Source organism: Tepidimonas thermarum (assembly GCF_007556705.1).
Lineage (GTDB): Bacteria > Pseudomonadota > Gammaproteobacteria > Burkholderiales > Burkholderiaceae_C > Tepidimonas > Tepidimonas thermarum.
Genome location: NZ_VJOL01000009.1, coordinates 1 through 15,655, shown reverse-complemented (window position 1 = coordinate 15,655; position 15,655 = coordinate 1). Strand labels below are relative to the sequence as shown.

The 15,655-nt window shown below is 65.9% G+C and carries 15 protein-coding genes and 1 pseudogene; 4 read left to right on the top strand and 12 right to left on the bottom strand.

All coding sequences use genetic code 11. From position 1 onward, the window contains the following. Window position 1 precedes the first annotated feature (1 nt). The 3 genes from folE to Tther_RS03840 are packed head-to-tail and all read right to left on the bottom strand — an operon-like array spanning window position 2 to window position 2,789. Window positions 2–721, bottom strand: coding sequence for a GTP cyclohydrolase I (gene folE, locus Tther_RS03850; protein ID WP_143901205.1), 720 nt, complete (start codon window positions 719–721; stop codon window positions 2–4). A gap of 41 nt (window positions 722–762) precedes the next feature. After that, window positions 763–2,004 (bottom strand): cardiolipin synthase ClsB, encoded by a 1,242-nt coding sequence (clsB, locus tag Tther_RS03845; protein ID WP_143901115.1) that lies wholly within the window; start codon window positions 2,002–2,004, stop codon window positions 763–765. Further along, entirely contained in the window at window positions 2,001–2,789 is a 789-nt protein-coding gene (locus Tther_RS03840) for an endonuclease/exonuclease/phosphatase family protein (RefSeq protein WP_143901113.1), read from the bottom strand. Before Tther_RS03840 ends, clsB begins: the two co-directional genes overlap by 4 nt. Before the next feature lie 164 nt (window positions 2,790–2,953). Between Tther_RS03840 and Tther_RS03835 the strand changes: the two genes are divergently transcribed. After that, entirely contained in the window at window positions 2,954–3,574 is a 621-nt protein-coding gene (locus Tther_RS03835) for a DUF3782 domain-containing protein (protein ID WP_185974999.1), read from the top strand. 32 nt (window positions 3,575–3,606) lie between these two features. Here the strand turns inward: Tther_RS03835 and Tther_RS13440 are convergent. Both Tther_RS13440 and Tther_RS03825 read right to left on the bottom strand, forming a co-directional pair. Continuing rightward, window positions 3,607–3,729: pseudogene (locus Tther_RS13440) on the bottom strand (dihydroneopterin triphosphate diphosphatase); the annotation flags it as partial. Window positions 3,730–3,850: 121 nt separating this feature from the next. Beyond that, window positions 3,851–5,029 (bottom strand): HD-GYP domain-containing protein, encoded by a 1,179-nt coding sequence (locus tag Tther_RS03825; protein ID WP_143901111.1) that lies wholly within the window; start codon window positions 5,027–5,029, stop codon window positions 3,851–3,853. A gap of 196 nt (window positions 5,030–5,225) precedes the next feature. Between Tther_RS03825 and Tther_RS03820 the strand changes: the two genes are divergently transcribed. The 3 genes from Tther_RS03820 (at window position 5,226) to Tther_RS03810 (ending at window position 8,612) form a co-directional block, all read left to right on the top strand. Beyond that, window positions 5,226–6,062, top strand: a complete 837-nt coding sequence (locus tag Tther_RS03820) for a flagellin N-terminal helical domain-containing protein (RefSeq protein WP_143901109.1) — start codon at window positions 5,226–5,228, stop codon at window positions 6,060–6,062. 148 nt (window positions 6,063–6,210) lie between these two features. Continuing rightward, window positions 6,211–7,620: a flagellar filament capping protein FliD gene (gene fliD, locus Tther_RS03815; protein WP_143901107.1), complete on the top strand. Its 1,410-nt coding sequence runs from the start codon at window positions 6,211–6,213 to the stop codon at window positions 7,618–7,620. Window positions 7,621–7,769: 149 nt separating this feature from the next. Continuing rightward, a complete protein-coding gene (locus Tther_RS03810; protein WP_143901105.1) occupies window positions 7,770–8,612 on the top strand; it encodes a flagellin N-terminal helical domain-containing protein in 843 nt (280 codons plus the stop codon). 24 nt (window positions 8,613–8,636) lie between these two features. Here the strand turns inward: Tther_RS03810 and Tther_RS03805 are convergent, their stop codons facing one another. Genes Tther_RS03805 through Tther_RS03775 form a run of 7 tightly spaced genes read right to left on the bottom strand, consistent with a single transcriptional unit; the run spans window position 8,637 to window position 15,470 of the window. Next, complete coding sequence (locus Tther_RS03805) at window positions 8,637–9,344, bottom strand: acylneuraminate cytidylyltransferase family protein (protein ID WP_143901103.1); 708 nt, start codon at window positions 9,342–9,344, stop codon at window positions 8,637–8,639. Continuing rightward, on the bottom strand, window positions 9,337–10,398 hold the full coding sequence (locus tag Tther_RS03800) for a nucleotidyltransferase family protein (RefSeq protein ID WP_143901101.1): 1,062 nt from the start codon (window positions 10,396–10,398) through the stop codon (window positions 9,337–9,339). The genes Tther_RS03805 and Tther_RS03800 overlap by 8 nt, the downstream gene beginning before the upstream one ends. Further along, the gene (locus Tther_RS03795; RefSeq protein ID WP_143901099.1) at window positions 10,395–11,042 is read right to left on the bottom strand and encodes a NeuD/PglB/VioB family sugar acetyltransferase; all 648 of its coding nucleotides are present in this window, start codon (window positions 11,040–11,042) and stop codon (window positions 10,395–10,397) included. The genes Tther_RS03800 and Tther_RS03795 overlap by 4 nt, the downstream gene beginning before the upstream one ends. Further along, window positions 11,035–12,132, bottom strand: a complete 1,098-nt coding sequence (neuB, locus tag Tther_RS03790) for an N-acetylneuraminate synthase (RefSeq protein ID WP_143901097.1) — start codon at window positions 12,130–12,132, stop codon at window positions 11,035–11,037. Before neuB ends, Tther_RS03795 begins: the two co-directional genes overlap by 8 nt. Window positions 12,133–12,138: 6 nt before the next feature. After that, window positions 12,139–13,311, bottom strand: coding sequence for a UDP-N-acetylglucosamine 2-epimerase (gene neuC, locus Tther_RS03785; protein ID WP_246098900.1), 1,173 nt, complete (start codon window positions 13,309–13,311; stop codon window positions 12,139–12,141). After that, window positions 13,304–14,464 (bottom strand): LegC family aminotransferase, encoded by a 1,161-nt coding sequence (locus Tther_RS03780; RefSeq protein ID WP_143901094.1) that lies wholly within the window; start codon window positions 14,462–14,464, stop codon window positions 13,304–13,306. Before Tther_RS03780 ends, neuC begins: the two co-directional genes overlap by 8 nt. Next, complete coding sequence (locus Tther_RS03775; RefSeq protein WP_143901092.1) at window positions 14,457–15,470, bottom strand: NAD-dependent 4,6-dehydratase LegB; 1,014 nt, start codon at window positions 15,468–15,470, stop codon at window positions 14,457–14,459. The genes Tther_RS03780 and Tther_RS03775 overlap by 8 nt, the downstream gene beginning before the upstream one ends. Window positions 15,471–15,655: the final 185 nt, after the last annotated feature.

Genomic DNA, 15,655 nt, shown 5'->3' with positions numbered 1-15,655 from the left:
CTCAACCCCGCGGGATCAACGACAAAAATTCGCGGCGCAGGTTGGCATCCTTCAAAAACACCCCGCGCATCACCGAGTTGATCATGCGGCTGTCCATGTCCTTGACGCCGCGCCAGGCCATGCAGTAGTGCGTGGCCTCCATCACGATGGCCAGCCCGTCGGGCTGGGTTTTTTCCTGGATCAGGTCGGCCAGCTGGACCACGGCCTCTTCCTGGATTTGCGGCCGCCCCATCACCCACTCGGCCAGCCGCGCGTACTTGCTCAGCCCAATCACGTTGGTGTGCTCGTTGGGCATGATGCCGATCCACACCTTGCCGATGACCGGGCAGAAGTGGTGGCTGCAGGCACTGCGCACCGTGATGGGCCCCACGATCATGAGCTCGTTGAGGTGCTCGGCGTTGGGGAATTCGGTGATCGTGGGCGCCTGCACGTAGCGGCCCGCGAACACCTCCTTGAGGTACATCTTGGCCACGCGGCGGGCGGTGTCCTCGGTGTTGTGGTCGTTGCGGGTGTCGATGACCATGGCATCGAGCACGGCCTGCATTTTTTCGGTCACCTCGTCGAGCAGCTGCTCGAGCTCCCCGGGCTGGATGAAGTCGGCGATGTTGTCGTTGGCGTGGAAGCGCTTGCGCGCGGCCTGGATCCGCTCGCGGATGCGCACGGAAACCGGCACGCCCTCGTCGGGACGGGTATCGTCGGTCATGGTCTCGGGGGCTTTCATGAGCATGGCGCCATCCTAACACCGACCATGCAACCCCACCATCAGTAGCGGTGCCCGGTCAAAAACAGCACGGCGCGCATCACCGCAAAGGCCACCCAGTCGCGCAGGCGCTCGTGCCAGGGGCGGCGTTGCAAGGCCGCGTGGTCCAGCGCCACGCCCGCGGTGCGCATCAGGTGGTCCAGCCGCGCGCGCAGGTGGCGGGCAAAGCGGGCATCGGTGGTCACCACGTTGGCTTCGCGCGCCAACAGCAGGCTGATGGGGTCGAGGTTGGTGGACCCCACGGTGGCCCAGTGCTCGTCCACCACCGCCACCTTGGCGTGCAGCGCGCTGGGGGCGTACTCGTGGATTTCCACCCCCGCGCGCAACAGCCATGCGTGCACCGGGCGCGGCGCGTGGTATTGCAAAAAGCGCTCGTACTTGCCCTGCACCAGCAGGCGCACGCGCACCCCGCGCGCTACGGCCTGCGCCAGCGCACGGCGCAGACGCCGGCCTGGAATGAAATAGGCATTGGCAATGACGACCTCGCGCCGCGCGCGGGCAATCGCCTGCAGGTACGCCTGCTCGATGTCGTGCCGGTGGCGCACGTTGTCGCGCCACAACACGGCGGCCGCTGCCCCGTGCACGGACGGCGCATTGGCAGCATCGGCATCGCGCTGCGCCAGCCATCCACCCCACCAGGCTTGCAACTCGCCACTGTCGAGCGCGCTGCGCCAGGCCTGCCAGGCCGCGCGAAAGTGCCGCGCGCGCGCCTGCCGCACCGCCACCAGCCGCCACCACAGGCGCTCCATCGTCGCCAACATGTCGCCCACCAGTGGGCCGCTGACCTCCACCGCGTAGTCCAGGCGTGGCGCTGCCAGGCGGCCCAGCACCACGTCGTCGCAATCGTCGATCAGGTTGATGCCGCCGCAAAAGCCCACCATGCCATCGACCACGCACAGCTTGCGGTGCAGGCGCCGCCAGCGGCTGGGGATGAGCAGCCCGAGCCGGCCCAGGGGCGCGTAGGTGCGCCATTGCACGCCCGCGGCCGCAAAGCGCTGCTGCCACGCCAGCGGCACCTGCGGCGTGCCGATGGCGTCGACCACCAGCCGCACCGTCACGCCGCGCCGCGCGGCGCGCTCCATGGCCTCGGCCACGGCCAGGGCGTCGTGGGCAAAGTAAAAGATGTACGTCTCCACATGCACCAGGTGGCGCGCGCGGTCCATGGCCTGCACCATGGCGGGAAACAGCGCCCGCGCGCCTTCGAGCAGGCGCAGGCGGTGGCCTGGCCGCAACCCGGCGCTCATGGCAGCTCCAGCTCCGCGATCAGGGGCAGGTGGTCCGACCAACGCCCCCAGCCGCCGCCATGGGGCGTGGCCAGCGACCGCACCGTCAGCCCGCGCGCGTAAATGCGGTCCAGCGGCAGCAGCGGCCAGCGCGACGGAAAGGTGGGCACGCGCTGCGCCGCGCTGCGCAAGCCCAGCGCCGCCAGCGCGTCGTGCAGGCGCTCACCCCAGTCGTTGAAGTCCCCTGCCACGATCAACGGCGCATCCGGCGCCACATGGGCCGCCATGAACCGCCCCAGCGCCTGCACCTGCCGCTGGCGGCTGGCGTGGATCAGGCCCAGGTGCACCACGATCACGTGCACCGTCTGCGCGGACGCGGGCGCAGCCAACGGCCGGGCCGCCCCCGCGACCCCGAGGTCCGTGCCCCCGCCGGGCACTGCCAGCGCCACATGGAGCAAGCCGCGCTGCTCGAAGCGGTGATCGGACACATCCTGGTGCCCGTGCGCCAGCACCGCAAAGCGGCTGAGCACCGCGTTGCCGTGTTCCCCGTGCCGGGTGACGGCGTTGGTGCGGTACACGGCGTGGTAACCCGGCGGGGCCAAAAACTGCGCCTGATCGCCCGCCGGCCAGTGGCCAAAGCGGTGCTGCAGCCGCCGGTGGTAGGCCCGCACCTCCTGCAGGCACACCACATCGGCTTGCAACGCCGCCACCGCGCGGCCCAGGTTGTGGATTTCCAGCCGCTTGAGCGGCCCCACCCCCTGCACCCCCTTGTGGATGTTGTAGGTGGCCACGCGCAGCGTCGTCATGCGCGGATGATGCCAGCAATTCGCCCCCGAGCGGAGGCGGTTGACTGGCTACCGCTTGGGCAGCGGCCACGACAGGCGGCGTCTGGGCTTGTGCACACCTGAACTCGGGTGGCGACGATAGAATCCAACAGCAGTCTTCGCCTCCGCGACGCAAGCGCCACACCATGACCACCGCTGCCGACATCTCATGGGACGATCTCAAAGCGATGATCTTGGGCCTTGCCGAACAGGGCAAGGAAACCGACCGTCGCATGCAGGAAACCGATCGCCGCATGCAGGAGACCGACCGCCTTATCCGCGACTTGCGCGAATCGGGCAAAGAGACGGACCGCCGGATCCGCGCGCTCGAACGTCAGTTGGGGCGCCTGGGCAACCGCTTGGGGCAATTTGTGCAGGACATGGTCGAGCCTGCCGTGGTGCGCCTTTTTCAAGAACGGGGCATCCCCGTGCACCGGGTGATGCCCAACGTCCGCGCGCGCAACGACGCGGGCCAAACGACGATGGAGATCGACCTGTTGGTGATCAACGGCGACCACGCCATTGCCGTGGAATGCAAAAGCCGCCTGACCACCGACGATGTCGATGAGCACCTGGATCGCCTGGGGCGCCTCAAGGCAGCCTTCCCCGAGTACGCCGACAAGCAGCTTCACGGTGCGGTCGCGGCCATGGGGGCGCCCGATGAGGTGGTGCGCTACGCCGACAAGCAAGGCCTGTACGTGCTGGTGCAAGCCGATGACGACGTGGTGCTGAGAAACCAGCCCGGCTTCGAGCCGCGCACGTGGTAGTCCTCCTAGGCTGCGGCTGCACGATACGGGCGTCATTCCCTGACCGCCAACCGCGGCAGCCACAGAATGGCCTCGGCGTTGGACGGCGAAAAGCAGCGATCCGCCGCCTCGCGCCACGGCAGCCAAACGTATGCCGTGTGCTCGCGCGGCGCCATGCCCGCTCCCGCCGGCCCCTCTAGGGCATGCCCGCTGCGGGCGTGCGCGAAAACGCCAGCAGCTTGGCCATCTCCTCCAAATCGATGCGCGCGCGCACCGACGACCCCGGCACCGGATCGCTCACCTCGTAATCCGGGCGCGCGGTGTTGACCAGCTTGGGGCTGCCCAGCGGCTCGCCCGCGCGGTTGACCACCACGGCCGCCACCGGCGTCGCGGCACGGGCGCCACGGCGCAGCACCAGGGCCAGCTCCCCCCTTTGAGGCGCACAAAGGTCCCCGGCGGGTACATCCCCAGGCGCTGCACCAGGGCCAGCCCCACCTCGTCCTGCGTGCCCCCGGTGCGAAACAAAATCGCGGTGCGCGCCGCATCCTTGGCGGTGCGCCCGGGTCGGCTCGCGCGCGGGCTCATCGACGCGGTGTAGCGGTCCAGCACCTGCATCACATGCGCCAACCGCTGGGCCGGCGAACGTTGCGCCAACGCAACACCCGGTGGTAACGGCGCGTGGTGCAGCCGCACCGCCTCCAGCCACAGCGGATCGTCGATGCCCGCTGCGCGCAGCAGCTTGACGCCCTCGGCGGCGTGCGCGTCGATCTGCGCGCGCTGCGCGGGCGACGGCGGCGCCGTCTGCTGGGCCAGCGCGTCCTGCAGCCGCAGCATGGCCACGTTCATGCTCGCCGTGGCCAACACCAGGGCGCGCGCCTCGGCATCGCCCAACCGCAGCACCGGCGCCAGCAAACGGGCCAACACCGCGCATTGCAGCGCGTGCAGCACGCTGTAGTCGGCCGGGCTGATGCAGACCCGGTAGGTCAGCACCAGCACCGTGGTATCCGCCAACGCATCGTGGGCCACCAACTGTTCGATATCCCACCACAGGCGCTGCCAGCGCGCGGGGGCGTCGGACGGCGCAAGCGCACCCTGCTCGATCGCCGCCAACAACCGGCGCAGGCGCGCTGCCACCTCGGCGCACTGCTCCGGCACCGTGCCCCGCAGCGGCTCGGCCTCCGGCGCGGTGTCGCCATCCAGCCGGACGTAGCGGTCCAAGTCCTTGATCGCTGCGCCGCGGCGGTCCAGCTCCAGCAAGCCTGTCATCATCACCTTGACGGCCAGCTCCGACTCCTCAAAGGGCACGAACACCTGCCGCCGTTCCTTGAGCAGGCGCAGCTGCTGCTCGTCCTCGATGCGCTGGCCCTTGGCCAGCAACGTGCGCCCCGCCGCGTCGAGCAGCGTAAACGGCAGCGTCATGCCCACGCGCAACTGCTCGGTGGGCAGGGGGACGGGGGATTGGGTGGCGCCGTTCATCGGTGGGGTGATTGTAGGGACCACCGCGCCGCCCTGGGGCCAGTGGGCCATCGCGCAAAAAAACGGGCGGTGACCCTCAAGTTCGCGCCACCGCGCCCGATATAGCAGGCAACCGGATAGCACACGGTTCAACAGCGGTCGGCACGGGGCCGGCTGCGCGGAACTACCCGGGCTTTTTCACACAGGAGCGACCGTCATGAGCCTGTCCATCAATACCAATCCGATTTCTTTGAACGCGCAGCGCAACACCGTCAACAACATGCAGTCGCTGCAGACCACGATGGCACGCCTGTCGTCGGGGCTGCGCATCAACACGGCCAAAGACGACGCGGCGGGCTTGGGCATTGCCGAACGCATGAACAGCCAAGCGCGCGGCATGACCGTCGCGCTGCAAAACACGGCCGATGCGCTGTCCATGGTGGAGGTCGTCGACGGCGCCCTGTCCACGGTCACCGACGTGCTGCAGCGCATGCGCGACTTAGCGCTGCGCGCGGGCAACGGCACCAACGGTACGAAAGAACGTGTCAACATCAACCGGGAGTTTCGTCAGCTCGCCTCTGAGTTGGGACGGATTCGCGACCAAACCAATTTCAACGGTCGGGCGATCCTCGGCGCGAGTGCCAATTCGTACGTATTCCAAATCGGCGCGCAGGGCGGACAAACTTTGTCAATCACGTTTGCCAGTCTGGGCACTGCCTCTGGTGTGAACTCTATCGTGAATAACTTGTCGATCTCAAGCACTGCCTCCGCCGCCAGCATCAGCGCCATTTTGGGCGCACTCGACACTGCTATCCAATCGATCGTCGGCCGCCGCGCTGAGTTGGGGGCTTACATGAGCCGCTTCGAAAACATCATGACCAACCTGCGCGTGGGCATCGAAAAACAGACCACCGCCCGCGGCCGCATCATGGATGCCGACTTCGCGGCCGAGACCGCCAACCTCAGCCGCACGCAGATCCTGCAGCAGGCCGGCACCGCCATGATCGCCCAGGCCAACCAGCTGCCACAAAACGTGCTGGCACTGTTGCGGTAACACCCGCCACACCGCGCGCCTGAGGCCGGCCGTCCCAACGGTCGGCCTCGGTCCGCTGTAAAGGATGGCCCGCACCCCGTTCATCGCCCCCTTGCAAGCGGTCGGTCCCCGGTATAAAAAGGGGATCACTGCCATATAGGAGCACGCCATGGCCATTTCCTCCCCCGGGGTCGGCAGCGGCCTTGATGTCAACAGCATCGTCTCCCAGCTGGTCGCGCTGGAACGCAAGCCGATTGCCAACATCCAGTCGCAAATCGGGTCGCTTCAGTCGTCGGTATCGGCGTGGGGGCAGATCAAGGGCGGGCTGGCCAAACTGCAGGACGCCGCGGCCAAACTGGCCGCCAGCGCCACCTGGCAGGCACAGGTCGCGCGCTCCAGCGCCCCCGAGAGTGTTGCTGTGACCGCGCAAACCGGCGCGGTCACGGGGCAGTACCAGGTGGAAGTCTTGGCGCTGGCGCAGGCGCAAAGCACACGCACGCAAGCGTTCAACACGGGCGAGACAGTGGGCCAAGCGGGCCGACTCGAAATCCGACTGGGACAGTGGGGGCCAACGGGGTTTGTTGCGGGGTCGGGATCCCCGGTCAGCATCAGCGTATCGGCCACCGACACGCTAGCGACGATCGCCAGCAAGATCAACAGCGCCAACGCGGGTGTGCGCGCCGCAGTGGTGCGCAGCGGCAGCACCGAACAGCTGGTGGTGCGCGGCGCCGACACGGGGCAAGCCAACGGCTTCGAATTGGTCGCCTTCGACGCCACCGATACCCTGATCACCGACACCAGCACCGGGCTGGGACGTTTGGCCTACTACGATGCCGGCGGTTTCGCAGACGGTCAGACCTTGGTGCAGCCCGCCACCGACGCCCAGATCACCGTGGAAGGCATCGCCGTTTCGTCGGCAAGCAACACCTTTTCTGACACGCTGGCGGGCGTGACCTTCACCGCCAAAGCTGTAACCGCCCAGCCTGTGACCTTGACCGTGGAAGATGACCGCGAGGGCATGCAAAAGGCGGTGGAGGCATTTCGTGACGCTTTCAACGAGCTAAGCCGCACGATCAAGGACCTGACACGCAGCGACCCCACCGGCGGGGGCAACGGCCCCCTGCGCGGGGACTCGGCGGCCATCGGCATTTTGACCATGCTGCGCCGCATCGCAGGGGACACCGTCAGCGGCAATACCCCCGCCACGCTCAACGAGGCGGGCATCCGCTTTGACCGCGAGGGTCTGCTCACCCTGGACAGCAGCCAGCTCGCCACCGCATTGAACAACCCCAACGGGTTGGCCGGGCTGCTGGGTGGCAGCGGCATCGCGCAACGGCTCAAGAGCTTTGCGCAGGATGCGTTGGCCGCAAGTGGGGCCGCCAGCAGCCGTGAGCGTGGTCTGCAAGAGACGATCAAGCGCAAGAACGCCGAGATCGACCGCATCAACGAGCGCGTGCAGCGCACCGAGGCCGCCTTGCGCGCCCAATACACCATGCTGGACACCAAAATGGCCGGCTACAGCGGCCTGAGCAACTTCATCAACCAGCAGCTGGCGAGCTGGAACACACGTAAGAGCTGAACGGTCGCACGAACAGCCATGAGCCAGCCCCGTTTATCGGGGCTTTGTTTTTTTCAGGCGCTCCGATCATTACGGCCATGGAGGCGCTGGACGAGCCCCAACCGCACGCCAGGCCGCTGATTCCCCGGAACCACCGCTAGGAGCGCACCATGGCCCTGACCATCAACACCAACGTGATGTCGCTGAATGCCCAGCGCAACACCATCAACAACATGCAGTCGCTGCAGACCACGATGGCACGCCTGTCGTCGGGGCTGCGGGTCAACACCGCCAAAGACGACGCAGCGGGCTTGGGCATTGCCGAGCGCATGAACAGCCAGGCACGCGGCATGACCGTCGCGCTGCAAAACACGGCCGATGCGCTCTCCATGGTGGAGGTCATCGACGGCGCCCTGTCCACGGTCACCGACGTGCTGCAGCGCATGCGCGATCTGGCCCTGCGCGCCGGCAACGGCACCAACGGTGGCGCAGAGCGCATCAACATCAACCAGGAGTTTCGTCAGCTCTCGCAGGAACTCCGGCGCATTGGCGAACAAACGAACTTCAACGGCCGACAGATATTGGGCTCCCAGGCGGGTAGCTTTGTGTTTCAAATCGGCGCGCAAGGGGGGCAGACGATCAGCTTTACACTGAACTCGCTGGCTGGACTTTCTGGCGTTGGTTCTGCGATGGCTAGTGGCTTCTCCATCTCCGCGAGCGCTATACCGTCTAATATTGCGTCTATCCTGGGAACCCTGGATACGGCCATCCAGGGCATCGTGGCGCGCCGCGCGGAGATGGGGGCCTACATGAGCCGCTTCGAAAACATCATGACCAACTTGCGCGTGGGCATCGAGAAGCAGCAGGCCGCCCGCGGCCGCATCATGGACGCCGACTTCGCGGCCGAGACCGCCAACCTCAGCCGCACGCAGATCCTGCAGCAGGCCGGCACCGCCATGATCGCCCAGGCCAACCAGCTGCCGCAGAACGTGTTGCGGCTGCTGCAAGGGTGAGGCGGCACAACGCAGGCGGCGCTTTCAAACGCCGCCGCCGCGTTGCCGCTCGCGTATCAGGCACGCCGCAATCATCAGGTCCAGCGGCGTGTCGATGTCGATGGATCGCTCCGGCGGCATCCGGTACGCAACCGTCTCGTCGGTCAAAAAGGTGCGCGCGTGGCGCAGCCAATCGGCGCGTGCGACGTACACCGCTCCGTTGAGTGCATACAGCGTCGGCGCGTCCTGGCGCCGCAGCGGGCGCTCGCGTTCCGGCAGGATGGCGCGCAGCCGTCCATCGTCGGAGAGCCGAAACATCCACCCGGGCGGGGTATCGACCTCGCTGACGCTGACACAGGCCGGCGCACGCGCCTCCCAACAGCGGGCCACCGCCGCTTCGATGTCCTGCGCTGTCCGCAAGGGCGATGTGGGCTGCAGCAGCACCACCCAGTGCGCGTGGGGCAGCTGCTCCAACGCGTGCAGCACCACGTCGATGCCCGGCGTATCGTCACGTGCCAATGCCGCGGGCCGCACAAACGGCACCGCCGCACCCCACTGACGGGCCACCTTCAGGATGGCGTTATCGTCCGAGGACACCACCACCTCGTCAATGCACTCGGCTTGGCGAGCGGCCTCGATCGTCCACGCCACCAGGGGTTTGCCGCCCAAGTCCCGCAGGTTTTTGCCCGGCACGCCTTTGCTGCCGCCGCGCGCCGGTATGAGTGCGACCACCCGCCCCTTGCCGTCAACCACGGTCGATCACCTGGCGGACGTCACGCTGGGCCAGCTCGAAATCACTCATGCGCCCAATATCGAGCCAATACTCGTGCACGGGGAACATGCGCACCTCGCGCCCCGCATCGATTTGCCGCTTGAGCAAATCGGGCATGTCGATGCGGGTCTGCGGCGTCATGTGATGCACCACTTGCGGTGCCAGCACATAGATGCCGGCGCTGACGAAAAAGTGGTGCACCGGTTTTTCGACGATGTTGGTGATGCGCTGCTCGTCGTGCTCGATGACCCCGTAGGGCACTTGAAAGTCGTATTGGCGTGTGCACACGGTCGCGGCGGGCGTGTGGCGGTCGTGGTCTTGCAACAAAGCTTCGTAGTTGACGCGCGTCATGATATCGCCGTTGACCACGATGACCGGACGCTGCACGGCGTCCTTGGGCAACAGGCCCAGCGCACCGGCGGTGCCCAGTGGCTGATCTTCGTGCACGTATTGGATCGAAACCCCCCAGCGGCTGCCATCCTGGAAGTGCTGGATGACCTGTTCGCGCAGGTAGTGCACCGAGATGTAGAAGCGATAGAAGCCGTAATCGATCAGGTCCTGCAGGATGTGTTCCAGCATCGGCTTGCCGCCTACGGGAAGCATGGGCTTGGGGCAGTGGTCCGTCAAAGGACGCAGCCGCGTGCCCAAGCCGCCGGCCATGAGGAACACAGGATTCTCCAGTCGCGGGCGCTTGAGCAGATCGGTCAGGGTCTCCAGACCCACCAGCGCACCGGCCTCGTCCACAATGGGCACCTGCAACACCTGTGCGCTGCCAAGCAGACGCAGCGCATCTTCGCGCCGGTAATGTTGCGGCAGGACGCGCGGCTGCGGGTTCATCACCTCGACGACCGCGGCGTCCAGGCCCAAGTGGCGCAACAGACCTCGTCTGATGTCGCCATCCGTGACGGTGCCAAGCAGACGGCCGCTGTCATCGACCACCAGCGCGATGCGCTTGGCGCCACGGTCGATGACCTCGATCGCGCGCCGGATGGAGTCGTCCGGTCGCAGCAAAAGCCCTTGCCAGTCCGTGATCACGCCTGCACCTCCAGCATTCTGAGGGGACGCCCCGGAATATACCGATGCCACGGAGGGATGTCGCGTGTGACGGTGGCGCCTGCGGCGACTTCCGCCCCCTCCCCCACGCGCACACCCGGCAGCACGACCGCACCCGCGCCGATGAAAGCCCCCTCCCCCACGAAAACCGACCCACACAGCACGGCCGCCGTGGCCACATGGGCATGGGCACCGATGGTGCAATCATGGTCGATCCTGGCACCCGTGTTGACCAACGCGTTGACCCCAATGCGAACACCCGGCTGTACCACGGCACCAGCCATGATCTGCGCCGCTGACGCCACCGCGGCCGTTCGTGCCACGACCGCCGCGGGATGCATCAATGCGGGCATGCAAACGCCGAGTTGCCTAAGCCGCATGTGCATCGCACGCCGCGCCATCATCTTGCCTGGGACCGCGCCGATGCCGATCGCGTACGCATAGCCCGTTGCGCCCGGCTCGCCCAACCAGGCGTCATCGCCAAGCACGGACACCCCCTCCCATACGCAGCCCGTTGGTGGGTCGGGGGTTAGCACCCCGGCGACGTCCCAGCCCAACAGGCGCAGCACGTCCAGGACCACACGGGCGTGCCCCCCCGCGCCAACGATGACGATGCGTTCACTCATCCAACAGTTCACCCGCAGCGTAGTCCCGGGACGCAACCCGATCCAGCAACTCCCAGTACCGAACCGGTGACATGCCCGTCCCCGGCCGCATGATGGCCACGTTTTGTGCAGAAAAGGGTTCGCCACGCTGAATGGGCGCTTTGGCCACCAAACTCTTGCGCGCCACCGCCGCCGTATCGAGTTCCTGTGGCTGCGGCCGCTTGATGCCGTCCCCAAGCGCCAGGGTCACTAGGCGAATGCCCTGTGTCATCGCCCGAAACGCGTCGGGCTCGAGCGAGGCTGCATGATCCGGCCCCGGCAGCCGTCGATCCATGGTGAGATGCTTTTCGATCACGCTGGCCCCGCGCGCCACCGCGGCGAGCGCCACCTCGATCCCCAGCGTGTGATCCGAGTAGCCAACGGGCAGATGGAATGCACAGGCCATCGCCTCCATCGCGCGCAGGTTGACCGCTTCCGGTGGCGCGGGATACGCGCTGGCGCAGTGCAACAAGGTGACGCGCTGCGCCAGGGCCAGCCGTCCCTCGCGGGAGGCGTATGCGGCGCGGAAGGCGGACACGCCCGGCCGCTCGCGCGGGCCAGCGATGCACCCAAACGCGATGACACCAAGCGCCAGTTCGATGTCACCCAGGCTGGCCATCCCCGTCGACACGATCAGCTGCGCGGCCGTGCGCGCGTGCTGCAGCAGAAAGGGGGCGTTGGTCAGCTCGCCCGAGGGGATTTTGAGCAGCGACAACCCCAACTCATCCACCAACAAGCGCAGACTTTCCTCATCGAACGCGGTGGACAAAAAGCGCAGCCCGCGTCGCTCGGCGTCGGATTTGAGCGCATGGTGCAGTTGCCGCGGGAGCTCCAGACGTCGCAGCATGTCGAGCTGTGACTCGTCCCCACGCGTCGTGCGTTGTTGGTACGCAGCTTTGGGTGCCGTGGCAGTCACCAGGCGCTCGGCTTGAAAGGTCTGGAATTTGATGACATCGGCCCCGGCCTGTGCTGCGGCCTCAACCAGCTGGAAGGCCAACTCCGGTTGGCCATTGTGGTTGACACCGGCCTCGGCAATCACCTGCACATGCGCTGGACAACGATCGTCGTGCATGCTCCGTCACCCCAGGTCAAAAAACGGCTTCCGCAACAACCCCGGTGGATCGACCGTGCGCAAGACCGCCAGAATGCGAGCGGCGACATCGCCCGAGCCGTAGGGATTGTGCACCGCTGCAAGCGTCGCCCGAAACACCGGGTCCAGCACGCGCCGAAGCGCGGCTTCGATGTCGCGCCTCTGTGGCGCACAGTCGATCACGCTGGCTGCGCGTAAGCGGCCGCGCTGCCGGTCGCCAATGTTGACCGTGGCGCAGCCTGCGCTGGGTGCCTCGATCACCCCACTGGATGAGTTGCCTACCACGGCCGCCACCAGGCGCAGCAACGAGAGGTAGCGCTGCTGGCCCAGCGATGCATACAGGCGGCAACGCCCAGGATGGCGACGAACGTAGTCCTCGAGGAGGGGAATGATCGCCTGTCCGCCAGGATCCGCGTTGGGCAGGGTAAAGACGATGCGCGCCTGCGGAAAAGCATCGAGCGCGGCCAGCAGTTCCTGGCACTGTTGTGCGGGGCTGCCAGGATCGAGCGTCGCGGGATGAAACGTAACGAGAAAGACGACGCCGTCCAACGGGCAGCCCAGCTCCCGCTCGAGCTCCGGCTTGGACAGCAGCGGCGTGCGGAAAAAATGCTCCAGCCCTGGCGCCCCGACATTGAAAACACGCTCGGGCATCTCCCCCATCTGGATCACGCGGCGCCGATAGGGTTCGGCAGCCGTAAAGTGCAAGGCCGACAACTTGGTAATGGCGTGCCGAAAGCCGTCGTCGAGCGTACCTTCGGTGACTTCGCCGCCATGAATATGGCCAATCGGCACCCGCTGCGCGAATGCCGCGGTGGCGGCCGCCAGCGCCTCGAAACGATCCCCCAGAATCAGCACGACGTCGGGGTGCAGATCCGCAAAAACGTCGGCGAAACCCGCAGTGCCCAACCCGATGGCGCGAGCGACCACACGCGGACTATCGTCAACCATCGCAAGATCCACAGTGGCAGCAATGGGAAAACCGTCACGCCGAATACCGTCGATCGTATGGCCAAATCGCGGCATCAAATGCATCCCGGTGACGACGAGCTGAAGCTCAAAATCCGAGGCCTGATAAAGATCATGAATGATCCAATAGAGCAAACCGTAGTCCGCTCGGGTGCCCGTCACGACTGCAACGCGCCGGACGGTCATGTCATTCATCCCCTTGGGTCAGCGCCGAGCTCGGCACATTGACCACGGTATCGGAAAGCTTTTCCGTCACCGGCAGGTCGCCACGACGACAGCGTTGGTAAATCGGCAAACGATGCATGGGCGTCCACAGCGGCCGTGTCATGACACCCGCAGCGTTGGTTGCCTGCAAAAACGCGTCCCGTGCTTGCAGATCCGGCAGACAAAAAGCATTGAGCCAGTAGTTGCTGCGAGTGTCAGACGGCTCTTGCACAAAGCACCAGCCGTGCCGATCCGCCCATTGGCGGTACGCGTCCGCCACCTGACGTTTGCTGGACAGCAAAGCGGGTAAGCGCTCCCATTGCGCGATGCCGAAGGCTGCGTTCAGATTGGGCATGCGGTAGTTGTAGCCGACCTCGTCGTGATCGAACAGCCACGGATGCACGCGCTTGGCGGTGGTGGTCAGATGCCGTGCCCAGCGCGCCAGCGCTTCATCGTCTGTCACGACGGCGCCACCGCCACCGGTCGTGATGACCTTATTGCCATTGAAACTGAAAGCCCCAAGCCGCCCAAAAGTCCCGACGTGGCGACCGGCGCGGTAGCTGCCCAGTGCCTCGGCAGCGTCTTCGATCAACGCCAGTCCCCAGCGGCCACACAATTGCGCAATGGCATCGACCCGCGCGGGATGGCCGAGGGTGTGCATCGGCACACAGGCGCGGATCACACGACCGCTTTGGCGCTCGACGCATTGACCGGCTGCGAGCACCGCATGGTCGGCAAGCCAGGCCGCGAGCGCCTCCGGGTCCATGCCCAGGGTTGGGGCCTCCACATCGACGAAAACCGGCTCGGCGCCGCAATACGTGATGGCGTTACAGGTGGCCACGAACGTCAGCGCCTGGGTCAGCACGAGGTCGCCCGGTTGCACGCCTGCCACGCGCAGCGCCACATGCAACGCCGCCGTGCCATTGACCGTGGCGACTGCATGCCGCGCACCCACGAAGGCGGCGATGCGCTGCTCAAACTCCGTCACGAACGCGCCCACGCTGGACACGAAAGTGGAGTCAATCGCTTGATTGACCCACGCCTTCTCCCGTTGGCCCATCGTCGGGGCATGCAGCGCAATGGCGCCTTCGCGCTGCCCGTACAGCTCCCGCACAAAACGGATGAAAGCGCCCACGTCAGACATTGTAGAGCTCGACTTTATAGCGGCGCAGGTTGTTCTCGTCACGAAACCAGGCAATGGTCCGTATCAGCCCTTCGCGCAAGGAAACCCGGGGTGTAAAGCCCGTCAACCGTACGATTTTTCGGTTGTCGCACCACAGACGATAAACCTCCGATTGGCTGGGTCGCAAGCGGCGTTCGTCCTGCGCGATCTCAATATCGCTACCCATGAGCTCGCGGATCAGATGCACCGTCTCGCCAATGGAAATTTCGGTATTCGAACCGATGTTGACCACCTCCCCAACGGCGCCGGGGCACTCCGCCAGCGCAATCATGCCGCGACAGGTATCTTCGACGTAATTGAAGTCCCGCGTCGGCCGCAGGTCGCCCAGTTCGATGCGACGTCTGCCCGCGGCGATCTGGCTGATGATCGTGGGAATGACCGCACGCGCGGACTGGCGAGGCCCGTAGGTATTGAATGGACGCGCCACCGTCACCGGCAAACCAAAGCTGCTGAAAAAACTCATGGCAATGGCGTCCGCGCCAATTTTCGAGGCACTGTAAGGCGACTGGGGCTGCAGTGGATGCGCCTCATCGATGGGCACATAGCGCGCGGTGCCGTACACCTCGCTGGTGGAGGTGTGGATGAAGCGCTTCACCCCAGCGGCATGGGCAGCCTGACACATGTTGAGCGTGCCACGCACGTTGGTGTCCACATAGCTGTCCGGGGCGGCGTAGGAGTACGGGATGGCGATCAGCGCCGCAAGATGGAACACGATATCCACCCCTTCGACCATGCGGCGGCAAAAATGCGGATCGCGGATGTCGCCGGTGAGCACGTCGATCTCGGGCAGACAGGGCAAACCCTCTAACCAGCCCCAGTGGTTGAAGCTGTTGTACTGCGCCAAAGCCCGGACACGAAAACCGCGCGCCACGAGCATTTCAACCAAGTGCGAACCGATGAAGCCGTCGGCCCCGGTCACAAGACACCGTGGCGCAGCGGACGAAGCGGTGGTTTGGGGTATTTCCATCGGGCTGATTGGGACAATGGGGGTTGAGGCGTTGCGTATCATCCTAGCGCATCGTCGCCGGATTGTGCAACCTCTTTTCTGTAAATTTCCGGTTGGGTGGTCATGACAACCGGGTTACAGGTTGAAGTTGAGATAGACCTTGCCGGTCAGCCACTCGTCGTCGAGTTCGGCGAGCATTGCGGAAA